Annotated in this window: 20 protein-coding genes; 13 read left to right on the top strand and 7 right to left on the bottom strand. The window is 65.0% G+C overall.

Annotation, left to right across the window (positions count from 1 at the left end; all coding sequences use genetic code 11):
* The first annotated feature begins 8 nt into the window (after positions 1-8).
* Complete coding sequence (locus CXQ89_RS09045; RefSeq protein WP_104054338.1) at positions 9-1,160, top strand: acetyl-CoA C-acetyltransferase; 1,152 nt, start codon at positions 9-11, stop codon at positions 1,158-1,160.
* Positions 1,161-1,275: 115 nt separating this feature from the next.
* On the opposite strand, the gene CXQ89_RS09050 is transcribed toward CXQ89_RS09045, so the two are convergent.
* Genes CXQ89_RS09050 through CXQ89_RS09065 form a run of 4 tightly spaced genes read right to left on the bottom strand, consistent with a single transcriptional unit; the run spans position 1,276 to position 4,703 of the window.
* On the bottom strand, positions 1,276-2,349 hold the full coding sequence (locus CXQ89_RS09050) for a nitronate monooxygenase family protein (protein ID WP_104161028.1): 1,074 nt from the start codon (positions 2,347-2,349) through the stop codon (positions 1,276-1,278).
* Positions 2,346-3,101 carry a CoA-transferase subunit beta gene (locus CXQ89_RS09055; RefSeq protein ID WP_237685151.1) on the bottom strand — a complete coding sequence of 252 codons (756 nt, stop codon included), beginning with the start codon at positions 3,099-3,101 and terminating at the stop codon, positions 2,346-2,348. Before CXQ89_RS09055 ends, CXQ89_RS09050 begins: the two co-directional genes overlap by 4 nt.
* Complete coding sequence (locus CXQ89_RS09060) at positions 3,094-3,948, bottom strand: CoA transferase subunit A (protein ID WP_219815587.1); 855 nt, start codon at positions 3,946-3,948, stop codon at positions 3,094-3,096. The genes CXQ89_RS09055 and CXQ89_RS09060 overlap by 8 nt, the downstream gene beginning before the upstream one ends.
* A complete protein-coding gene (locus CXQ89_RS09065; RefSeq protein ID WP_104054335.1) occupies positions 3,945-4,703 on the bottom strand; it encodes an enoyl-CoA hydratase family protein in 759 nt (252 codons plus the stop codon). Before CXQ89_RS09065 ends, CXQ89_RS09060 begins: the two co-directional genes overlap by 4 nt.
* A gap of 94 nt (positions 4,704-4,797) precedes the next feature.
* Here CXQ89_RS09065 and CXQ89_RS09070 point away from each other — a divergent pair, with 94 nt between their 5' ends.
* From CXQ89_RS09070 to CXQ89_RS18840, 5 genes are all read left to right on the top strand, one after another.
* Positions 4,798-5,703, top strand: a complete 906-nt coding sequence (locus CXQ89_RS09070; protein WP_104054334.1) for an SDR family oxidoreductase — start codon at positions 4,798-4,800, stop codon at positions 5,701-5,703.
* Complete coding sequence (locus tag CXQ89_RS09075) at positions 5,700-6,530, top strand: MaoC/PaaZ C-terminal domain-containing protein (protein WP_104161030.1); 831 nt, start codon at positions 5,700-5,702, stop codon at positions 6,528-6,530. The genes CXQ89_RS09070 and CXQ89_RS09075 overlap by 4 nt, the downstream gene beginning before the upstream one ends.
* Positions 6,531-6,684: 154 nt before the next feature.
* Positions 6,685-7,473, top strand: coding sequence for an electron transfer flavoprotein subunit beta/FixA family protein (locus CXQ89_RS09080; RefSeq protein WP_104161428.1), 789 nt, complete (start codon positions 6,685-6,687; stop codon positions 7,471-7,473).
* On the top strand, positions 7,470-8,462 hold the full coding sequence (locus CXQ89_RS09085) for an electron transfer flavoprotein subunit alpha/FixB family protein (RefSeq protein WP_104161031.1): 993 nt from the start codon (positions 7,470-7,472) through the stop codon (positions 8,460-8,462). Before CXQ89_RS09080 ends, CXQ89_RS09085 begins: the two co-directional genes overlap by 4 nt.
* Positions 8,459-9,844 carry a cytochrome b/b6 domain-containing protein gene (locus CXQ89_RS18840; protein ID WP_258059998.1) on the top strand — a complete coding sequence of 462 codons (1,386 nt, stop codon included), beginning with the start codon at positions 8,459-8,461 and terminating at the stop codon, positions 9,842-9,844. The genes CXQ89_RS09085 and CXQ89_RS18840 overlap by 4 nt, the downstream gene beginning before the upstream one ends.
* A gap of 105 nt (positions 9,845-9,949) precedes the next feature.
* Here CXQ89_RS18840 and CXQ89_RS09095 read toward each other — a convergent pair whose 3' ends face one another.
* The gene (locus tag CXQ89_RS09095) at positions 9,950-11,782 is read right to left on the bottom strand and encodes an NAD(P)/FAD-dependent oxidoreductase (protein WP_104161032.1); all 1,833 of its coding nucleotides are present in this window, start codon (positions 11,780-11,782) and stop codon (positions 9,950-9,952) included.
* Positions 11,783-11,939: 157 nt separating this feature from the next.
* On the opposite strand from CXQ89_RS09095, the gene CXQ89_RS09100 reads away from it, so the two are divergent.
* From CXQ89_RS09100 to CXQ89_RS09110, 3 genes are all read left to right on the top strand, one after another.
* Positions 11,940-12,440, top strand: coding sequence for a MarR family winged helix-turn-helix transcriptional regulator (locus CXQ89_RS09100; protein WP_104161430.1), 501 nt, complete (start codon positions 11,940-11,942; stop codon positions 12,438-12,440).
* A gap of 299 nt (positions 12,441-12,739) precedes the next feature.
* Positions 12,740-14,374 carry a ribonuclease J gene (locus CXQ89_RS09105; RefSeq protein ID WP_104054329.1) on the top strand — a complete coding sequence of 545 codons (1,635 nt, stop codon included), beginning with the start codon at positions 12,740-12,742 and terminating at the stop codon, positions 14,372-14,374.
* 161 nt (positions 14,375-14,535) lie between these two features.
* Positions 14,536-15,894, top strand: coding sequence for an alpha-amylase family protein (locus CXQ89_RS09110; protein WP_104161033.1), 1,359 nt, complete (start codon positions 14,536-14,538; stop codon positions 15,892-15,894).
* On the opposite strand, the gene CXQ89_RS09115 is transcribed toward CXQ89_RS09110, so the two are convergent.
* Complete coding sequence (locus CXQ89_RS09115; RefSeq protein ID WP_258060077.1) at positions 15,891-16,331, bottom strand: DinB family protein; 441 nt, start codon at positions 16,329-16,331, stop codon at positions 15,891-15,893. The genes CXQ89_RS09110 and CXQ89_RS09115 overlap by 4 nt on opposite strands.
* Positions 16,332-16,438: 107 nt before the next feature.
* A complete protein-coding gene (locus CXQ89_RS09120) occupies positions 16,439-17,422 on the bottom strand; it encodes a lantibiotic dehydratase C-terminal domain-containing protein (protein ID WP_146067220.1) in 984 nt (327 codons plus the stop codon).
* Between the two features lie 424 nt (positions 17,423-17,846).
* On the opposite strand from CXQ89_RS09120, the gene kdpF reads away from it, so the two are divergent.
* Genes kdpF through kdpC form a run of 4 tightly spaced genes read left to right on the top strand, consistent with a single transcriptional unit; the run spans position 17,847 to position 22,474 of the window.
* Positions 17,847-17,936: a K(+)-transporting ATPase subunit F gene (gene kdpF / locus CXQ89_RS09125; protein WP_104054326.1), complete on the top strand. Its 90-nt coding sequence runs from the start codon at positions 17,847-17,849 to the stop codon at positions 17,934-17,936.
* The gene (gene kdpA / locus CXQ89_RS09130; RefSeq protein WP_104161036.1) at positions 17,936-19,597 is read left to right on the top strand and encodes a potassium-transporting ATPase subunit KdpA; all 1,662 of its coding nucleotides are present in this window, start codon (positions 17,936-17,938) and stop codon (positions 19,595-19,597) included. Before kdpF ends, kdpA begins: the two co-directional genes overlap by 1 nt.
* Positions 19,598-19,599: 2 nt before the next feature.
* A complete protein-coding gene (gene kdpB / locus CXQ89_RS09135) occupies positions 19,600-21,822 on the top strand; it encodes a potassium-transporting ATPase subunit KdpB (RefSeq protein ID WP_104161037.1) in 2,223 nt (740 codons plus the stop codon).
* Between the two features lie 43 nt (positions 21,823-21,865).
* Entirely contained in the window at positions 21,866-22,474 is a 609-nt protein-coding gene (gene kdpC / locus CXQ89_RS09140; RefSeq protein ID WP_104161038.1) for a potassium-transporting ATPase subunit KdpC, read from the top strand.
* Position 22,475: the final 1 nt, after the last annotated feature.

The following is a 22,475-nucleotide window of genomic DNA, read 5'->3' on the forward strand; positions in this document are numbered from 1 at the left end:
GCAACCAAATGAGTACCGCATATATTGTTGACGCTGTCCGTACGCCCGGCGGCCGCAGGGGCGGATCCCTGGCCGGCATCCACTCCGCTGATCTGGGTGCGCATGTCATTGCCTCGCTGGTGGAACGCACCGGAATTGATCCCGGCGCCGTTGACGACGTCATCTTCGGGTGCACGGACACGGTGGGATCGCAGGCCGGCGACATTGCCCGCACCGCCTGGCTGGTCGCCGGGATGCCGGACCACGTTCCAGGCGTGACCATTGACCGGCAGTGCGGCTCCAGCCAGCAGGCCGTGCACTTTGCCGCCCAGGGCGTGATGTCGGGAACTGCGGATCTCATCGTGGCCGGCGGAGTGCAGAACATGTCGGCCATCCCCATCTCGGCCGCCATGACGCTCGGCGAACAATACGGGTTCACCACTCCCTTTGCGCAGTCACCAGGCTGGGTGGCACGCTACGGAACTCAGGAGGTTTCCCAGTTCCGTTCGGCCGAAATGATCGCCGAAAAGTGGAACATCTCGCGTGAAGCCATGGAAGAGTTTGCCCTGCAAAGCCATCTGCGGGCGATCGCTGCCACCGACGAGGGTCGTTTTGCCCGCGAAATCGTTCCGATCGCCGGACTGTCCCAGGACGAGGGACCCCGCCGCGGCACGTCGCTGGAAAAGATGGCCACTCTTCCGGTCCTGACTGAGGGAGGCCGGATCACCGCGGCAGTTGCCTCACAGATCACGGACGCCGCGAGCGCCCTGCTGATTGCTTCCGAGAGCGCACTGGCCACCCATTCGCTGACGCCCCGGGCACGTATTCACCACATTTCGGTTCGCGCCGATGACCCGGTATGGATGCTCACCGGTCCCATCCGCGCCACCGACTACGCACTCGAGCGCGCCGGCATGAAGGTTTCCGACATTGACCTCTTCGAGTGCAACGAGGCCTTTGCCTCCGTGGTGCTGGCCTGGTCACAGGAGCTGAACATCGAGCAGGACAAGATCAACGTCAACGGCGGCGGCATCGCCCTCGGCCATCCGATCGGCGCCACGGGCACGCGCATCATGGCCACGCTGCTGAACGAGCTGGAGCGCACGGGCGGACGCTTCGGCCTGCAGGTGATGTGCGAGGGCGGCGGCCAGGCCAACGTCACCATCATCGAACGGCTTTGAGCCGGCTCTAAGCCGGGGCTGAGCCGAAGAGACATCAGCCCGGAATGACAAAAGAGGGATGCTGCAACCGAACCGGTTGCAGCATCCCTCTTTTGTTTGGGCTTGAGCTAACGGCCTAGGCGGCCATCGCTGCACTGTTAGCCTTCAGGCGCTCCACGGCTTCGTCGATGATGCGGTCCACGAGTTCCTGGCAGGAGGGCAGGTCGTTGATCATCCCGACAACCTGCCCGGCGGCCAGCATTCCGGCGGAGGTGTCGCCGTCCACGAGGCCGGCCTTCAGGAGCATCGGCGTGTTGGCCGCAAGCATCATCTGGTTCCAGCTCCTGCCGGTGCCGCGCTTCATGGAGAGGCCGTCCTTCGCCAGGCCAAGCCAGGACTGACCGGACATCTCCTTGAACTGCACTGACCGGCGCAGGGTCGGCAGCAGCTGGCGCAGCCGGCCGCCGTCCTCGAGTCCCTTGACGAACTCGGTGCGCAGCAGCCGGTGCGGCATGCCGTCAGCCTTGGTGGTGACCACCGTTCCGTCCAGCCCGAAGCCGAGGTAGCGCTGTTTGATGTCCTCGGGCACCGAGCTGTCGCTGGTGAGCAGGAACCGGGTGCCCATGCCGATGCCCACTGCGCCGTAGGCCAGGGCCGCCGCCAGCCCCCGGCCGTCGAAAAAGCCGCCGGCGGCAATCACCGGGATGTCCACGGCATCCACCACCGAGGGCAGCAGCAGTGTGGTGGGGATGGCGCCGGTGTGGCCGCCGCCTTCCCCGCCCTGCACCATCACGGCGTCCGCGCCCCAGGCGGCCACCTTCTCGGCATGCCGTGCCGCCCCCACTGAGGGGATTACGACGGAGCCGTTTTCCTTCAGCTTCTCGATCAGTTCCCGCTTGGGAGCCAGGGCAAAGGAGGCTACCTTCACCCCGTACTTGATCATCAGGTTCACGCGGTCCGGGGCATCAGCACCGTCCGCACGCAGGTTAACGCCGAACGGCTTGTCGGTATGGCTCTTCACTTCCACGATGGCGTGCTCAAGCTGGTCCAGCGTCATGGTGGCGGAGGCAAGGATGCCCAGGGCTCCCGCTTCTGCCGTGGCCGTGACCAGCCGGGGTCCGGCCACCCAGCCCATGCCCGTCTGCACAATCGGATGCTCGACGCCGGCGAGTTCGGTCAGGGGAGTCTTGATGCGGTTCTCGGTGCTCATGCTGGGACCTCGTCTTCTCTGCGCTTACGGGGGTCGAGAACCTCCCGGATGAGCTGAAGTTCCCGCTCATCCGGGAGGCGGGTGGTTGGCACGGTTCCCGCGGTGTGCAGCGGGAACCCGGTGGCAGCCTGGATCTCGTCGAAACTGACGCCGGGATGAGCGGACACCACGGCCATGCCGCCGTCCGGAGCGCTGAAATCGAAGACACCAAGATTCGTCACCACGCGATGCAGCCGGTGGAACCGGGAAGCAGCCGGACCGGCGGCACACGCCCTGTCGTTTCCGACACCGGTCACAAAATCAACGCTCTCCACGAAGGTCCGGCGGCTGTGGCGGGCAATCCAATAACTGGTCGTATGGTTGACGGTGTTCGTTGCAGCTGCCCTGGTGCCCAGCAGCTGCCTGGCGGGTTTGGCATGGTCCCCAATCACCGACAGATTCTGGTTGCCCATCCGGTCAAGCTGCGCGCCGCCCATCACCACATGGCGGCGGCCTGCCGCGATCAGTTCGAACAGCTCCCGATACGGCAGGTAACCGGCCGAGACGGTACTTGGCCGGTCGACGGCGGGGACGTCGCCAAGGATGGTGGATTCGCCGTCGCTGATCATCAGGTCGGGTGCATGAGTGAGCAGCGCCAGCCGCACGCCGACGGTGGGCACGATCCCGGCCGGGCTGGCCAGGATCTCCGCCTGGCCGCGGAACAGGTCGCTGCAGGCCGCAACGGCCACTTCGGCCGTGGTGATCTCACGCATTGCCCACCCCCGCATTCGCCCGGTAGGCGTCGTCGTCGACGTCGAGATACCGGGCACGGAATTGCTGCCACGCCGGTGCTGATGTTGCGGCCTGTGCATATTCTCGCTGGAAAGCTTCGTCCCGCTCATAATCCGGCAGGCATGAGGTGAAGTGCGCGCCGCGGGGGAGCTCGACGACGTGATCCACCATGGTGCGGTTCAGCAGCAGCGTGGACGGATGCGCGTCCCGGGTGAGCTCCGCCGTCGAAACCACGGCCTCCGCGCTCACCACGGTGCGCGACGCCGCCCGCGCGAACAGGTCGTCAAAGTACGGGTCCGGCCCCAGGCACGCGGCGTTGCCGAATTCATCGGCGCGGTTCAGGTGCACCAGGGCCAGGTCAAGGTGAATCGCCGGCATGGCCACGAGCTCCTCACCGTCGTCGTAGGGCGAGATGACGGTGCGGATCTGCGGATTGCCCGCCAGGGCATCCGATCCCAGTCCGGAGCGCGTCACCTCAAAAGGAAGCCGGCGCCCGGCGGCACGAAGCCCGGAGACCAGCAGGGATTCGTCCAGTTCGACGATGTCGACGCCGCCCGCCTGCCGGGCAGCCGCGAAATGCGGCTCGACGGCTATGGAGTCGAGGGTGGCAAACCCAAACATCACGCGTTTGGCCTGCCCGGTGGCACAGAGCACCCCAACATCCGGACCGCCGAAGCTGACAACGGTGAGGCCGCGCACGCCGGAACGGACCAGTGCGCGCACCAGGGCCATGGGCTTTCGCCGCGACCCCCAGCCGCCGACGCCGATGGTCATTCCGTCGCTGAACAGCCCGGGGACGTCCTCAGCCCCGAGGACTTTGCTGCTCACTCGGCGGAGGAGGGCGCCGTGGCGACGAAGTCGTCGCGCAGTTCATCGGCAACACCCCGAAGGTTGAGCTCAAAGGTGAAACCCTGTTCCCAGCGGTAGCTCTTCACCACGTCCACCGGGTCGATGCCGTTCAGGGCTTCCTTCGCGGCACGGATCACCCGGGTGTCCTTGGACGCGATTTCATCGGCAATGGCAAAGGCCGCTTCATCGAGTTGGTCGGCGGGAACCACCTGGGCAACACTGCCGAATTCGGCCAGGCGCTGCGCAGTGATCGTGCGGCTGGTGAAGTAGAGCGTGCGCAGCAGGTGTGCCGGAACCAGGCGCGAAAGGTGGGTTGCCGCGCCAAGTGCGCCGCGGTCAACTTCGGGGACGCCAAAGTAGGCGTCCTCGGTGGCCACGATGACGTCGGCGCTTCCGGCCAGGCCCACTCCGCCTCCAAGGCAAAAGCCGTTGACCGCGGCGATGACGGGAACCGGGCACTCATAAATCGCTTTGAAAGCGAGATAGCAGCCCCGGTTTGCCGCGAGGATGGCATCGAATCCCTCCGTTGCCTGCATTTCCTTGATGTCGACGCCCGCGTTGAACCCGCGCCCTTCAGCCCGCAGGACCACCACGCGCGTGTCCGGATCCTCACCGGCCGCCTGAATTGCCTCGGCAACAGCGAACCACCCTGCAACGGGCAGCGCATTCACCGGGGGATAGCTCATTGTTACCGCACGCACGCCGTCGTGGTGCATCTTCGATGTAATTGACATCCTGTACCTACCTAACGTTTGCTTGATACCCTAGCATTTGCTTGGTACACGGTACACTCCAGGCACCGCAACAATCTCAAAGGAGAGCAAAGACATGACCGGCATCTGTGAAGGACGAGTCGCCATTGTGACCGGGGCAGGCCGCGGTCTGGGACGTGAACACGCCCTTGAACTCGCACGCCAGGGCGCCAAGGTTGTCGTCAATGACCTCGGCACCACCCTCAACGGCGTCCAGGAAGCCTCCGGCCCGGCCCACGACGTCGTTGCCCTGATCCGGGCCGAAGGCGGAGAAGCTGTGGCCAACGGTGCCGACGTTGCGGATTTCGAGCAGGCCGCCGGACTGGTTCGGCAGGCCATTGAGACTTTCGGCCGCTTGGATGTCCTGGTGAACAACGCCGGATTTGTGCGGGACCGCATGCTGGTGAACACCTCGGAAGAGGAATGGGACGCGGTCATCCGCGTGCACCTCAAGGGTCATTTTGCGCCGCTGCGCCACGCAGCCGAATACTGGCGCGGGGAGGCCAAGGCCGGGCGGACGCCGGATGCCCGCGTCATCAACACCTCTTCCGGCGCAGGTCTGCAGGGCAGTGTTGGGCAGGCGAGTTACTCGGCTGCAAAAGCCGGCATCGCCGGACTGACGCTCGTAGCCGCACACGAGCTGGGCCGTTACGGCGTCACCGTGAACGCCATTGCCCCCTCAGCGCGGACCCGGATGACCGAAGGTGCGTTTGCCGAGGCGATGGCCGTTCCCGAAAGCGGTTTTGACGCGATGAACCCGGCGAATGTTTCCCCCGTCGTGGCATGGCTTGCCAGCGGCTCTTCCGCGGCGGTCACCGGCCGCGTCATTGAGATTGAAGGCGGCCGGATCTGCATCGAAGAGGGCTGGAACCACGGTCCTGCAATCGATGCGGGCGAGCGTTGGGAGGCCGCGGCTGCCGGTGAAGCCATTGAAAAACTGCTTGTCGACGCCGCCCTGCCCGAAGGGGTGTACGGGGCATGAGCGCGCAGACGCGGGCCGAGGAAACCCCCACTCCGGATCGGCGCGAAACGGCGGCCGCGTGGGCAGGGCGCTTCCTGGGAGAGCGCACCCTTGGCTACTCCGAGACCGATGCGATCCTCTACGCCCTGGCGGTCGGCGCTCCCGCCAATGAACTCGACCTTGTCTTTGAGGACCGGCTGCGCGTCCTTCCCTCATTCGGCCTGACCCTGGCCCAATGGGCACCCGACGTGCTGGCCGGGCAGGGCGCCTTCGACAACCGCGCCGTCCACGGTTCCCAGGAATTGACGGTCCTCAAGCCGCTCCCGCGCTCCGGCGAGCTCACGCTGGCCGCCCGGGTGGGCGAGGTATGGGACAAGGGCTCGGCGGCCGTCTTCAATGTGCTCGTGGAGTGTGACTATTTTGTGGCCGTCTGGAGCATCTTCGCCCCGGGAACCGGCGGTTACGGCGGGGACCGAGGCCCCGGACGAACCCCGGCACCTCTCGGTGAGCCCGCCGGCACCGCAGGTTTTCAGTCCAGCCTCAACCAGGCCGCTCTGTACCGCCTCCTCGGGGACCGGCATCATATCCACATTGATCCGCAGGCTGCGCAGCGCATTGGCCAGGACCGTCCGATCCTGCACGGGCTTGCCTCACTGGCTGCGGCAACACTGCCGCTGGCAGGCATGGCCGGAGCCCACCCGGCGGACCTCGTCCAGCTGGCGGGCCGGTTTTCCGGCGTCGTCTTTCCCGGCGATGAGATGACCGTCCGGGCGTGGGACAACGGACGCTTCGACGCCCTGGTGGGGGACAAGCCCGTCATCAGCGATGGATTGGCGGTGTTCCAGTGACGGTGAAAGGTCACGGAACAATCAAGGGGTATGACCCCGATCACAAAGAATTGGCCGGTCTGCGATACGATCGCGGCGACGTCTGCCGAACGGTGACTGAGGTCTCAAAGGCCTTCAACAAGGAGTCGTCGACGACGATGCGAGAGGGAAAATGATGAAGATTATCGTTCTAATGAAAGAGGTTCCGGATACCTGGGGGGACCGCACCCTGAATCTGGAGACCGGCCTGCTGGACCGGGCCGGAAGCGAATTGGTGCTTGATGAGATCACCGAACGGGCACTCGAGGTTGCACTGACGCACCGCGACAGCCAGAAAGACGCCGAGGTGGTCCTGCTCGCCGTCGGCCCGTCAACAGTGCCTGCCAGCCTGCGCAAGGGGCTGGCGATGGGAGCGGACCGCGCCGTCCATGTGCAGGACGACGCGTTGCTGGGCGCAGACATGACCCTCACTGCCGAGGTGCTCGCTGCAGCTGTCCGGCAGATCGGCTTTGATCTGGTCATCGCAGGCAACATTTCGACCGACGGCGGAGGCGGCGTTCTGCCGTCGATGATTGCCGAACTGCTCGGCGTCGCCGGCCTCACTTCCCTCAGCACCGTAGAGATCAGCGATTCCGCTGTTGCCGGGCGCAGGAATATTGAATCGGGAACGTTTGAAGTAAGTGCCGCACTTCCTGCGGTTATCTCGATCACGGAAGCACTTCCGGATGCCCGCTTCTCCAACTTCAAGGGCATCATGGCTGCGAAGAAGAAGCCGTTCGAAACCCGAACCCTCGCGGATCTGGGCCTGGCCCCCGATGAGTCCGCCTCGCGGTCCATCATCCTGGCTGTGGCCGAGCGCCCGGCACGCACGGCCGGCATCAAGATTGAAGACGACGGCGACGCCGGCCAGCAGCTGGCCGATTTCCTCACCCAGAACCAACTCATCAAAGGACGCTCAGAATGACCGGCTACCCCAGTGACTCCGTACTCGTGCTTGTTGACGTTGCGCCGTCGGGCAAGCTCCGCTCCAGCGCAGCCGAAGTAATCGGTGCGGCTTCAGCGGTAGGCACGCCTGTTGTGCTTGCCGTAGCAGCCCCCGGAAGCGCAGACCTCATCGGTGCCGAACTGGCCGCTCTCGGTGCGGCACACGTCCTGGTTGCTGAATCCGACGAGCTGGCCACCGCCATGGTTTCCCCCGTGGTTGATGCGCTCAGTGCAGCGGCAGCCGCTGTCGCTCCCGAAGCCGTGCTGGTTTCCAACTCCATCCAGGCCCGTGATGCCGCAGCACGCTTCGCAGCCCGTTCCGGTTCCGCACTGGCGGCGGATGCGGTTGGGGTTTCGCGTGACGAAGAGGGCATCGTTGCCCACCATTCGGTCTACGGCGGGGCCTACTCCGTGGATTCCGCGGCGACCACCGGAACCCTCGTGATCACGCTCCGGCAGGGTTCCTCCAGCGTGCGGGCCGAGGCGAAGGAAGCGAGCATCGAACTGCTTTCCGTCCAGGCATCCGGTGTGCCCGACGGCGTCATTTCCAGTTACGAGGAAACCGCCGTCGCTTCCGCCCGGCCGGAGCTGCGCGGTGCGGACGTAGTGGTTTCCGGAGGCCGCGGCCTGGGTTCCATTGAGAACTTTGCGCTGGTAGAGGAGCTGGCCGATGCACTGGGTGGGGCCATCGGTGCCTCGCGCGCTGCAGTGGACGCCGGCTACGTGCCGCAGACCTCGCAGGTTGGACAGACCGGGGTGACCGTTGCCCCGCAGCTTTACATTGCGCTCGGCATCTCCGGTGCCATCCAGCACCGCGCCGGCATGCAAACCGCCAAAACCATCGTCGCGATCAATAAGGACGCGGATGCGCCCATCTTTGAGATTGCCGACTTTGGCGTGGTGGGGGATCTGTTCACTGTTGTGCCGCAGCTGGTGAAGGCCATCGAAGCGAAACGGGCGGCAGTTTGACAAGACAGGGCCTGCCCCGGACTCCCGGGGCGGGCCCGGCCACGGAACAGAGTGAAACGCGGGCTGCGCAGGAGCCCGCATCCAACGGGACTGTGCGGGACGCAGCGGCCAGCGGATCCGTCGCCAACGCCGGAGCTCCGGCGGCTGCAGCACCGCAGGCCAAGCCCGCCGGCCGTCGGCAGGGACTGCCCCGCCCCGGCGCTAATGCCCAGCCGGCTGGACCTGCTGCCCAACCCGCTGCTGTCCAACCGGCAGCTCCGGAGGCGTCTGCAGCCAGTCCGGCAGTGAATGCTGCGTCTCCGGCCGCAACTCCGGCTAAGCCCGGCCGGCGCCAGGGCATGCCGCGTCCGGCCGCCGGTACGTCGCCTGCCGCACCTGCAGCTGGCGCAACCGCACCTTCAGCAGCTTCATCTGAGGCAGCCGCACCGGCCCGCGGTACCCGCACCGGTTTGGCAGCTGGTGCCGCACCCGCCAAGCCGTCGTCGAGCCCTGCCCCCGTGCGCAGCCGACTTGGCAAAGCGGGCATAGCGGCCGTGGGGCTTCTCGTCTTGTTTGGTGCGGCCGTGCTGCTGGCACGATGGCTGGTAACCCTCGAGTCAGTGCAGGGCTTCCTTGACCGTTACCCGGGGGAGAGCCACCTGCCGGACGGGGCACCCGTGGGGTTGCCGGTCTGGCTGGGATGGCAGCACTTCTTCAACGTTTTCCTCATGGTTTTGATCATCCGGTCAGGATGGCAGGTCCGCACCCAGCGCAAGCCGCCGGCATCGTGGACCCCGCGGCGGGGGAAAAGCCCAAAGAAGATCAGCATCACCCTCTGGCTGCACCAGTCACTGGACCTTCTGTGGCTGGTCAACGGAGGCATCTTCATAGTGCTGCTCGCGGTGACCGGCCAGTGGATGCGGGTTGTTCCGACCAGCTGGGATGTGTTCCCGAACGCGCTCTCGGCGGGCCTTCAGTATCTTTCGCTGGATTGGCCCACCGAAAACGGCTGGGTCAACTACAACAGCCTGCAGGTTCTGGCCTACTTCGTCACGATCTTCATCGCGGCTCCACTGGCTGCGCTGAGCGGGTACCGCATGTCCAACCTGTGGCCGGCCAAGGCCAAGGGTCTGAGCAAGGTGTATCCCGTTGAGGTGGCACGGGCGATTCACTTCCCCGTGATGCTGTACTTCGTGGGGTTCATCATTGTGCACGTCGCACTGGTGCTGTCCACCGGTGCACTGCGGAATCTGAACCACATGTACGGCGGCCAGGACGCGGTCAACTGGTTCGGGTTCTGGATGTTCTTTGCGTCGCTGCTGGTGATAGCCGGGGGTTGGTTCGCAGCCCGCCCCCTGGTTCTTGCACCCATCGCCTCCCTCTTCGGGAAGGTCGGACGCTAGCTTCACGCAACCCGCAGAACAATCCATTAGGGGAAGACCTCCGGTCAGCGGCTGTACGGCCGCCGACCGGAGGTCTTGTTTTGCCCCGCCGGCAGAGCTGCGGGCTTACACCTTCTGAGGCTCCCCGACGGCCAGCACCTGGGAGATTTCTTCGGTCCGCCAGCGGTCGAGAAGGCGGTGGAAGGCCACCGGACCCGGCCCGTAGGAGAAGCTGACGGGCGGGGGATTCCCCTCGCGGTTGTAATAGCCCGGGGTGCATTCGGCTTGGAACTTCCGGTTATCCAGCGACGTTTCCCGGATGGTCCGGCACCACGCATCTTCCGCTTCCGCCGTTGGCTCGATGAAGGCGGCTCCGGTCTCGCGCCCCTTGGCGATGACGGCTGCAATGTGGTTTGCCTGCTCCGCCAGGATGTGGACAAAGTTCACCGAGTTTGCGTTCTGTGCCGACCCCAGGTGGAACAGGTTCGGGAAGCCGTGGGTGTAGAAGCCGTGCAGGGTTCGGGGTCCCCGGCTCCACGCTTCCAGCAGTGTTTGTCCGTCGCGTCCGGTTACCGGCAGAGCCCCCGAGGTCACCCCGGAGACACCGACGTTGAAGCCAGTGGCGAAGATGACGCAGTCCACCTCGTACTCTTTATTACCCACCACAATGGACGTCTCGGTCATGCGGGTGATCCCGCCGGTGTCCGCAGTGTCCACCAGCGTGACGTTCGGAAGGTTGAAGGACTGCAGATAGGTATCGCTGAAGGTTGGGCGCTTGCACATGTAGCGGTACCACGGCTTCAGCATCTGCGCTGTGGCGGGATCGTTCACCACCTCATCCACCCGGGCGCGAATCTGATTCATCTTGGCGAAGTCCAGCACTTCATCCTGCCGCTCCCGTTCCGCAGCGGAGACCGTCCGGTCCACGGCGCCGCTGATCATTTTGCGGTGCAGCTGCGGCACAGAGGTCCACCCGTCGCGGACCAGGTCCTGTTCCACCGGTTCTCCGGAGACCACGGCAAGGAAGTTCTCCATGCGCTCCTGCTGCCAGCCCGGGGTCAGTGATGCTGCCCAAGCAGGATCCGTGGGGCGGTTGTCCCTGACATCCACGGAGGACGGTGTGCGCTGGAAGACCAGGAGCTCCTCGGCGTCGCGGGCCACCATGGGCACCACCTGGATGCCGGTTGCTCCGGTGCCAACCACGGCAACCTTCTTGTCCGCCAGTTTGTGCAGGTTGCCGAACTGATCTCCGCCGGTGTATCCGTAGTCCCACCGGCTGGTGTGGAAGGTGTGTCCCTTGAAGGAATCGACCCCGGGGATGCCCGGAAGCTTGGGCTGGGTGAGGGTCCCGGAAGAGGTGATCACATGCCGGGCACGCATCCGGTCTCCGCGGTCTGTTTCAACGCTCCATTCCAGGGCATCCGCGTCCCACGCCAGACTGGTGACCCGGGTATGAAAGAGGGCGTCGCGGTACAGGTTGAACTTTTCCGCAATTGCCACCGCGTGCCTGCGGATTTCCTCGCCGGGGGCGTACCGCTCACTGGGCATCGTGCCGACTTCCTCCAGCAGCGGCATGTACACATACGATTCAATGTCACAGCGTATTCCGGGGTAGCGGTTCCAGTACCAGGTTCCGCCGAAATCGCCCGCTTCATCCAGCATGCGGAGACTTTCGATTCCGGCCTGCCGCAGGCGCACGCCCGTAAGCAGTCCGCCGAATCCACCGCCGATCACCAGCACTTCAACGGCATCGTTCAACGGCGCCCGCTCGCGGCGCTCGGTGTACGGATCGGTGGCGTAGTAACCGAAAGTGCCGGTGGCCGGCTGGTACTGGGCGGCGCCGTCGGGCCTGATCCTCCGGTCACGTTCGGCTTTGTAGCGTGCCCGCAGCGCGTCGACGTCCAAGCCTTTGCGCAGCAGTTCTTTTGAGACATCTTGGACAGGGTCATGCGTGCTCATCTGTAGTCCTAACGTTGCATGAGAGCATTCCCGGCAGGGCCCCCAGCCCGTCGCCGGAACGCCGTGTGATAACAACCACGACAAAATGGTTAGGGCCACCCTAACCATCTGGGCTGAACGTTTCCTGATTCGTCCAGCGGCGAACTACGGTGAGGACATGACCGACGGAAGTGATACCCGGCAGGAACGCCGGCGGCTGGTCCGCAGCCTTGAGAATCTCGGGTCCGCCTTCCAGGCAACCACGCTTCCCGTGCTGCTTGACTCGCTCCTCTCCACGGAACTGACCATTCAGCAACTCAAGGTGCTGGCAGTGCTGGCCACCACCGAGAACGGCGCCACCGGCCGGGGCCTGGCCGATACCTTTGGGGTGTCCCTGGCCTCCATGTCCGGACTGGTTGACCGCCTCGTGGCCCAGGGGGCTGCTGTCCGTTCCCAGGATGAAGCGGACGGGCGTGTGCGCCGGGTCCGGGCCACGCCGCTGGGGCAGGCACTCGTGCGGCGCCTCATGTCGGCCCGGCCTGAGCTGAGCGCGGACATCCTTGACCGCCTGCCGCTGGAGGACCTTCGCGCCCTGGAGCAGGGGATGCGTGCCGTCCACCGCTGCTCCATTCCGGGCCCCGCGACGGACCCTGCGCCGGGCCTCGTGCCGCCGCCGTGATTTAGCCAATGCGGTAAAGCCGCAAGATAATGAGATGATAAGAGATGTCCATAGGTTTTGGACCACTTCGCCGTATGGCCCCCGTCCGCTCAGCTTCACACCGGCGGCGGCCTGAGGCCCAGGATGCGCACGGTTGCGCGGGCCCGGCGGAGTCGGCTCTGAAACGGACCCAAGACCTTTTGGCGCAGCAGCACAGTGCTGCAGCGCCCCAGCAAAACCCGTACCCGACGAAAGAAACTCCATCCGTGAATAGAACACCTGCCGCACTGAAAGCCCCCCGGGAACTCGCCAATGGAACCATGCGCATTGTTGCGCTGGGTGGTATCGGTGAAATCGGCAGAAACATGACCGTCTTCGAATTTGACGGCAAGCTGCTGATTGTCGACTGCGGCGTGCTTTTCCCCGAGGAAATCCACCCCGGCGTCAACCTGATCCTGCCTGACTTCTCCTACATCCGTGACCGCCTGGATGACGTTGTGGGCGTTGTCCTGACCCATGGCCACGAAGACCACATTGGTGGTGTCCCGTACCTGCTGCGCGAACGCGCTGACATTCCCCTGATTGGTTCCAAGCTGACGCTGGCGTTTGTGGAAGCCAAGCTCAAGGAACACCGCATTACCCCGAAGCTGATCCAGGTCAAGGAAGGCGACCGCCGCACCATGGGCGGATTCGACCTGGAATTCGTGGCCGTCAACCACTCCATCCCGGACAGCCTGGCCGTTGCCATCCGCACTCCGGCCGGCATGGTCCTGCACACCGGTGACTTCAAGATGGACCAGTTCCCGCTGGACCGCCGCATCACCGACCTGGCCGGCTTCGCACGGCTTGGCGCCGAAGGCGTGGACCTGTTCCTGACCGACTCCACCAACGCCGATGTTCCCGGCTTCATGGCCTCGGAAAAGGAACTTGCTCCGGCCATCGACCAGGTGTTCCGCACCGCGCCGCGCCGGATCATTGTCTCCAGCTTCGCCAGCCACATCCACCGCATCCAGCAGGTCATCGACGCTGCCGACCGCTACAAGCGCAAGGTGGCGTTTGTGGGCCGTTCGATGGTCCGCAACATGACGATCGCCGAAGAGCTGGGCTACCTGAACATCCCCAAGGGCCTCCTGGTGGACTTCAAGCAGCTGCAGCGCTCCGACGACCACAAGGTGGTGCTGATCTGCACCGGTTCGCAGGGCGAGCCGCTGGCAGCGCTGTCCCGCATGGCCAACAAGGACCACGCGATCCGCATCCACGAGGGCGACACCGTCCTGCTGGCCAGCTCGCTGATTCCGGGTAATGAGAACGCCATCTACGGCGTCATCAACTCCCTGACCAAGCTGGGCGCCAATGTGGTGCACAAGGGCAACGCCAAGGTGCACGTCTCCGGCCACGCCAGCGCCGGTGAACTGGCGTACTGCTACAACATCGTCAAGCCGCGCAACGTCATGCCGGTCCACGGCGAATGGCGCCACCTGAAGGCCAACGCAGCCATCGCCGTCGCCACCGGCATGGACCCGCGCGACGTCGTTATCGCCGAAGACGGCGTGACAGTTGACCTGCGCCGCGGCCGTGCCACGGTTTCGGGCAAGATCCCCGTGGGACTGGTGTTCGTGGACGGCGACAGCGTCGGCCACACCACCGAGGATGACCTCAAGGAGCGCATGCAGCTCTCCGAGCAGGGTTCCGTCACGGTCCTGGCGCTCATCGATCCGGACACCAACACGGTGGCCGAGCCGCCGGAGCTCTTCATCAAGGGCTTCGCCTGCAGCCCCGGTGATATCAAGAAGGCTGAAGCCGCCATCGAGAAGGCCATCAACGACGCCGCCGGCCGCGGCCGCGGTGGCCGCAGCGAGGACCCCGAGGCGATCATTGAGCGCGCCACGGCAAACTGGATGCGCCGCTTCTACAACCGCACGCCGGCCATCACGGCCATTGTTGTGGATGCCTAAAGCAGCAGCTTTCCCTCAGCGGTAGCTGAAGGGAAACCGAGGAGGGGACGGTGTCGGACGACGACGCCGTCCCCTCCTTTTGGTGTCCGGGCCAGTTGGCGGATGACACACTGGTACAGGGACATTGGCTCCAGGGACATTAGCGGCTGAAGGGAATTCTCATGAGGACAACACCGGACTGGGTGCAGCACGCCATCTGGTGGCAGGTCTACCCGCTGGGCTTCACCGGCGCGGAACAGACGGCGTTGCCTGCGGATGCGGAGCCCCGCCACCGGCTGGCCCACCTCACCTCCTGGCTGGATTACATCGTGGAAATGGGTGCCTCCGGCCTGGCTTTGGGGCCAGTGTTCGCCTCGGAGACCCACGGCTATGACACCGCCGACTACTACCGGATCGACCCGCGGCTTGGCGATGACGGCGACTTTGACGAACTCATCCGCGAAGCCCGTTCCCGCGGCATCCGGGTGCTGCTGGACGGCGTCTTCAACCACGCCGGCCGTTCCTTCGGGCCCTTCACCGAGGCTCTTGAGCAGGGACCCGGCGCGGCAACGGCAAAGTGGTTCTCCTTCACCTGGCCCGATGCGTGGACGCCGGAGACCGAACCCGGTTATGCGGACTTTGAAGGCCACCACCAGCTGGTGGCCCTGAACCATGACGAACCGGCAGTGGAGGACTTCGTTGCCGATGTGATGAAGCACTGGCTGCGCCGCGGAGTCGACGGATGGCGGCTGGACGCGGCGTACGCGGTGCCGTCGTCGTTCTGGGCGCGGGTGCTGCGCAATGTCCGTGCCGAATTCCCTGACGCCTATTTTGTGGGTGAGTACATTCACGGCGATTATCCGGCTGAAGTAACGGACGGAACACTGGACTCGGTGACCCAGTACGAACTCTGGAAGGCGATCTGGAGTTCTCTCGTGGACGCCAACTTCTATGAGCTGGCTGCCGCCCTGGAGCGGCACAACACGTTTCTGGACACCTTTGTGCCGCTCAGCTTCGTGGGCAACCACGATGTCACCCGCATTGCCAGCCGGTTGGATCCGGCCCCGGGGCAAAGCGCATTCCGGCTGGCTCAGGCCCTGGTGCTGCTCTTCACCCTTCCGGGCACTCCTTCCGTCTACTACGGAGACGAGCAGGGCTACCGCGGCGTCAAGGAGGACCGGGCCGGGGGAGACGACGACGTCCGCCCTTCCTTCCCTGCCACGCCGGACGAGCTTTCCGCGGTGGGCCAGCCGCTGTACCGGCTGCACCAGGAACTCATCGGGCTGCGCCGCCGCCATTCCTGGGTGCATGCGGCCCGAACCCGGGTGCATTCGCTCAGCAACGAGCAGCTGGTCTATGAGGTGCACGACGGCGGCAACTCGCTGTTCGTCGCCCTGAACGTTTCAGGCCAGGCGGCTGCCGTACCGGTACCGGCCGCCGCCCGCGAGGTGTTGGCCGGTGAGTCCGGCTTGGACGCCGGGGCCGGGAAGCTGGCCCTGCCGCCCAACAGCTGGGCCGTGCTCGGGCCGGGCCAGGACTAGCCGGGTCGGTCTGCAAGGATCTGTTCGCGGAGGATGTCCGCGTGGCCGCAGTGCTGGGCCAGCTCGCGCAGGACATGCAAATAGATCCACCGCATGGGAAGCGGCCCCCGACGGTTCCCGCTGACGACGTCATCCAGTCCGAGACCTGCTGTTGCAGTCCGAGACTCGGCACAGATCCGGCGGTAGTCCGCCCGCACTGATTCGATGCTGTCTTCAGATGTGAGGTCGAAGGATTCGTCCGGCCCGGCGGGGCAACCGATGTCCGCCCGGGAACGAGCCGTGATCGCCTCGTTGAACCAGACCTGTTCCACAAAGGCTGCGTGCTTGACCAATCCCAGCAGAGTGGTCTTGGAGGGGACCAGAGGGCGGCGCGCTTCGCTGTCGCTCATCCCCTCCAAACACTGATAGAGGGCCTGTCGATGTTCATTGATGAACATCTGAAACTGGGCTGCCAACGGTGCCTCGAAAGCCGAGGGATACGGTTCTGCTGTCGTCTTCACGCTAGTGACCCTACAGGCGGTGTTGGACAGCTGGACAGCGCTGGTCAGGAGTGCATGCGGACCAGTTCCTCTTCCCGCTCCTTGCTCCATGCCCGGGCGTAGAGCCCGAGCGCCGCCTCGTCCCGCAGGGGAATGCCCAGCCGGTTTAGCAGGTGGCGGCTCTGAATCATGGCCAGGTGCTGAGCACTGCGGCTGATGCGTGACTTGTCGGCCCGGTACAAATACGAGTCGATGGCCCGGACCCATCGCTTGCGCCAGTTTTCGACCGAGGGCTCGGAAGCAACTGCGATCATTGACCGGTGGGCAGGCACAATGCGCGGCGCCAATGCCCTTGTCAGCGAGGTGCGGGCGTGTGCGGCACGGTCCCCAAAGGCAGCGGTGCTGCTGCGGAGGTGACTGTCCCAGTAGTAGTCCCAGCTCAGGGCTTTGCGATCGGGCCATACGGCCGAGCGAGGCCCGTACATCATCGAGTGGCAGGCATCGAAGAGCAACAGGGCGGCGAGGGCAGAGCGCGTATTGGTATTGGGGAACCGGCCGATGGCCCAGGCTGCCAGGTCACAGGACACCTCAGATACCTCCAAGGTGAGCGCAATGCCCTGGATCCCGCCATACTTCGCCAGCGCCGCTTCAATGCGGGGCAAGGGCTGCTCATCATGGCGTGGGGGATAGCAGCCGGGCTGCACCTCGGAGGTTTCCAGGTCGCCCAGCAGGTCTGCCGATTGGCGGGTCAGAGCGAGGGCGAACGTCCGCAAACGGTTCACGATATCATCGGAGGCCAGCACGTGGACCTCCACCTGCGGCCTCTTCGGGTCCAGATTCCGGGCAAAAGTCCCACGTTCCGCCCCCCACAACCGGGCCTGGGCCACGAGGGGTGTGACAATGTGCCCCACGACGGCATCGCAGTAATCCTTGTGCGTGGGCTTGATGGTCAGCACCCACCACCTGAGAGTCCTGGTTTTTTGCGTACTGGTTGATTCCCTCGGTGCTTGTTGCCGCACTGCGGGTTTGGTGGACGCTAGCTGGCTCATTCCTAACCCCTTTTTAACATGTGATGGCAGTCCCCATCGCTGCCATTCATGCCGCCAACCATGTCACAAAACTCCGCGATTCCCATGCCCGGTCAGGGGCCATACGGATCGAGTCCTAAATACCTTGTCACTGCATTCACATCGTGTTATAAGCCGTTTTCGGGAGCAGAGGGGGTGGTTCTTCGAAGAGGTGATCGAGGGGTTTTTGTTATGGTCCGCCCTTCGGTCGTGAGGAAACCATGAGGATATCCAAAACCGGCTCTGGCAAGGCATCTAATCGAAAAGACGCCGTTTGCGTCCATGCCGTCTGTTCGGCGGCATGAGATCGATTCCCGGGGGTTCCCTTGTTGGATGTAGTTGTTGTCCTGGGCGTTGCGGCATTTTTTGCCGCATTGTTCCTGAGCATTAGGGCGGTGGAGAAGCTGTGATCTTCTTCGACTTTCTTGCCCTTGCCCTGGCCGTTGCCGCGGCCGGCTATCTGCTGGCGGCACTGATCCGTCCGGAGCGGTTCTGATGGGCGTTTGGCCGGCAGTGGCCTCTTTCCTGATGGTGGCACTGCTGTTGGCAGCGCTTTACCGGCCGCTGGGCGACTACATGGCCCGGTTTTACGCCTCGGACAAAAACCTGGCGGTGGAACGGGGGTTCTACCGCGTGATCGGAGTGGATCCCGGATCGCGTCAGTCCTGGCAATCCTATCTGCGCAGCATCCTGGCCTTCTCCGCCGTCGGGTTGCTGCTGGTCTACGCGCTCCAGCGCACCCAGCACCTGCTGCCCGGGTCTCTGGGTCTGCCGGCCGTACCCGAAGGCCTGGCCTTCAATACTGCGGCGTCCTTCGTGGCGAACACCAACTGGCAGTCCTATTCGCCGGAAGTAACGGTGGGTTACACGGTCCAGATGGCAGGACTGGCTGTACAGAACTTCCTTTCGGCAGCTGTGGGCCTGGCCGTGGCCGTTGCCCTGGTCCGGGCCTTCGCATCCCGGAAGGAAGCGACGATCGGCAACTTCTGGACGGATATGACTCGGTCAGTGGTGCGGCTGCTGCTCCCCATCGCTTTCGTCAGTGCGCTGCTGCTGCTTCTGGGCGGCGTCATCCAGAACTTCAACGGCTTCACGCAGGTAACCGGCCTCGCCGGCGGCAGCTCGACGATTCCTGGCGGTCCCGTCGCTTCCCAGGAAGCCATCAAGCTCCTGGGCACCAACGGGGGCGGATTCTTCAACGCGAACTCCTCGCACCCGTTCGAGAACCCGTCCGCCTGGACCAACCTGCTGCAGGTGGTGCTGATGCTGGTCATTCCGTTCAGCCTGCCGCGCACCTTCGGAACTCTGATCGGAGACCGGAAGCAGGGATACGCGATCCTGGCGGCCATGGCTACTATCTTCACCGTTTCCCTCGCGGCCATGACAGCCCTTGAATATTCTGCTTCATCGGCCTTGGCCGGTTCCATGGAAGGCAAGGAGCAGCGGTTCGGCATAGCCGGATCCACCCTGTTCGGCACCACCAGCACGGCCACCTCCACCGGCGCCGTGAACTCGATGCATGACAGCTTCAGTCCGTTGGGCGGCATGATGGCCATGCTGAACATGATGCTCGGCGAAGTGGCTCCTGGCGGCGTGGGATCGGGCCTCTACGGCATGCTGGTCCTGGCCCTGGTGGCCTCCTTCATCGCCGGTCTCCTGGTGGGGCGCACGCCCGAGTACCTCGGCAAGAAGATCGGCCCCCGCGAGATCAAGCTGGCCAGCCTTTACCTGCTGACCATGCCCACCCTCGTCCTGGCCGGTACGGCACTGAGCTTCGCTGTCCCCGGCATCCGCGAGGATGTCACCGGGACCTCCATCTACAATCCCGGACTGCACGGCTTCAGCGAAGTGCTGTACGCCTTCACCTCGGCGGCCAACAACAACGGATCGGCGTTTGCCGGCTTGACGGCGAACACACCGTGGCTGAACACCGCGCTGGGCCTGGCCATGCTGCTGGGCCGGTTCCTGCCGATGATCTTTGTGCTGGCCCTGGCCGGTTCGCTGGCAGCTCAGGACCGTGTCCCGGTCACTGCGGGAACACTTCCCACCCACCGGCCCCAGGCCGTGGTCATGCTGTGCGGCGTCACCGTCATCGTGACCGCCCTGACCTTCTTTCCCGTACTCGCGCTGGGTCCCCTGGCGGAAGGGTTGCTCTGACCATGTCCACAGTGACAAGCAAAACCGACAAGTCCCCGCTTCGGCCGGACTCACAACAATCCGGGGAAGCACCGGACGGCCAGGACGCGGCGTCAGCAAACCGGGCACCGGCCCGCAGCGGCTTCTCCGCAGCCCAGCTGGGGAAGGCTTTCCCCGGCGCCCTGCGCAAGCTCGATCCGCGCATCATGTGGCACACCCCCGTCATGTTCATTGTGGAGGTGGGCGCCGCGCTGATTACCGTCATTGCAGTGGCGGAGTCCGTCACCGGCGACGCGGGAACCTCGGGCGGCAGCACGGTGCCGGGCGCGTTCACCTGGCTGATTGCGGCGTGGCTCTGGCTGACCGTCATCTTCGCCAACCTGGCGGAATCCGTTGCCGAAGGCCGGGGCAAAGCCCAGGCGGCCTCGCTGCGGGCCAGCCGGACCACCACTCCGGCCCAGCGGGTGACCGGCTACGACGCAGCCGGCGACCCCTCCGCGTCCCGCACCGCGGTGGAAGAAGTTGCGTCCGCTGATTTGGTGCTCGACGACGTCGTGGTGGTCACCGCCGGCGGGATCATCCCCGGCGACGGCGACATCATCGACGGCATTGCCTCCGTGGATGAATCCGCGATTACCGGCGAATCCGCTCCCGTGGTCCGCGAATCCGGCGGCGACAGGTCTGCGGTCACCGGCGGAACCCGGGTGCTCTCGGACCGCATTGTGGTGCGGATAACCAGCAAGCCCGGTGAGACGTTCGTGGACCGGATGATCCGCTTGGTGGAAGGGGCAGCCCGGCAGAAAACGCCGAACGAGATCGCCCTGGACATCCTGCTGGCCACCCTTTCCCTGATCTTCCTGGTGGTGGTGGTGACGCTGAATCCGCTGGCCGGATACGCCGGCGCAGCGGTCAGCATTCCAGTGCTGGTGGCCCTGCTGGTCTGCCTCATCCCCACGACGATCGGTGCACTGCTTTCAGCCATCGGCATTGCCGGCATGGACCGGCTGGTCCAGCACAACGTGCTGGCGATGTCCGGCCGCGCCGTTGAAGCCGCCGGCGACGTCACCACCCTGCTGCTGGATAAGACCGGCACCATCACCTACGGCAACCGGCAGGCTGCCGCGTTCATCCCGGTGGCGGGAGCGGACCGCAACAAGCTGATCCTCGCTGCCGTCCTGTCCTCGGCGGAGGACCCGACCCCCGAGGGCAAATCGATTGTGGACCTTGCCGCCGGCATGGGAATCACACCGGTGAAGGACGTCGACGCCGTCAGCGTTCCGTTTACGGCCCAGACGCGCATGAGCGGGCTGGACTATGCAGATGGAACAAACGGGGCCACCGGAACACAGATCCGGAAGGGTGCCGGCTCGGCCGTCATGGACTGGGTAGCCGAGTCCGGCGGAATCGACGTCGACGTACTGTCCGACCTGACCTACCAGGTGGACAAGATCTCCGCCGGCGGCGGCACGCCTCTGGTGGTGGCCATCCGGGAGGCCGACGGCGGCAGCCGGGTACTCGGCGTCGTGCACCTGAAGGACGTGGTCAAGGACGGGCTGAAGGACCGCTTCGCCGAGCTGCGGCGGATGGGTATCCGCACCGTCATGATCACGGGAGACAATCCGCGCACCGCCAAGGCGATTGCCGCGGAAGCCGGGGTGGATGACTTCCTGGCCGAAGCCACTCCGGAGGACAAGATGGCTCTGATCTGCAGGGAACAGGCCAGCGGCCAGCTGGTGGCAATGACCGGGGACGGCACCAACGATGCCCCCGCCCTGGCCCAGGCCGATGTGGGCGTGGCCATGAACACCGGAACGTCGGCAGCGAAGGAAGCCGGCAACATGGTGGACCTGGACTCGGACCCCACCAAGCTGATCGATATTGTCCGGATCGGCAAGCAGCTGCTGATCACCCGCGGGGCACTGACCACGTTCTCGATCGCCAATGACGTGGCCAAGTACTTCGCGATCATTCCCGCCATGTTCATGGGCGTTTTCCCGGGACTGGCCGTCCTGAACGTCATGGGCCTGCATTCTCCGGCGTCGGCAATCCTCTCCGCGGTCATCTTCAACGCCCTGGTGATCATTGCCCTGATTCCGCTGGCGCTGCGCGGCGTGAAGTACCGGGCAGCCGGTGCCTCCGGAGTGCTGACCCGGAACCTGCTGGTCTTCGGTGTGGGCGGGGTGGTGGCGCCGTTCATCGGCATCAAGCTCATCGACCTCGCCGTGGCCCTGATTCCGGGGTTCTGATGACCGGTCCCAACATCTCCAAACACAACGAACAGGAAGCATCATGAGTACTGCACGAACGTCGGCGCGCCAGGTGGGAGTGGCGGTCCGCAGCGTCCTGGTCCTGACAGCGGCACTGGGAATCGTTTATCCGCTGGCGGTTACGGGTGCGGGGCAGGTGGCGGCCAATCACCAGGCAAACGGCTCGGTGGTCTCCGTGAACGGGGAGGACGCGGGGTCCGCCCTGATCGGCCAGTCCTTCACCGATGCGGACGGCGCCGCCCTGCCTGAGTGGTTCCAGTCCCGGCCCTCTGCCGCCGGCGACGGGTACGACGGCGGTGCCTCCAGCGGTTCCAACCTGGGCCCCACAAACCCGGATCTGGCGGCGGCAGTCGATGAGCGCCGCGCCGCGGTCAGCGAACTGGAGGGCGTGGATCCCGGCGACGTGCCCGCGGACGCCCTGACGGCGTCGTCGTCGGGGCTGGATCCCCACATCAGCCCGGAATATGCCCTGCTGCAGGTGGACCGGGTGGCGGCCGAGCGCGAACTGGACCCGGTCGATGTCCGGGCGCTGGTGGAGTCCGCTGTGGAAGGGCGGCGCGGGGGAGTGCTCGGAGAACAGACCGTCAACGTGTTGCAGCTCAATATTGCCCTCCTGGAGTTGGACACTTAGG

Origin of the sequence: Arthrobacter sp. ZGTC212 (genome assembly GCF_002929255.1) — a bacterium.
In the GTDB taxonomy this organism is placed as follows: domain Bacteria; phylum Actinomycetota; class Actinomycetes; order Actinomycetales; family Micrococcaceae; genus Arthrobacter_B; species Arthrobacter_B sunyaminii.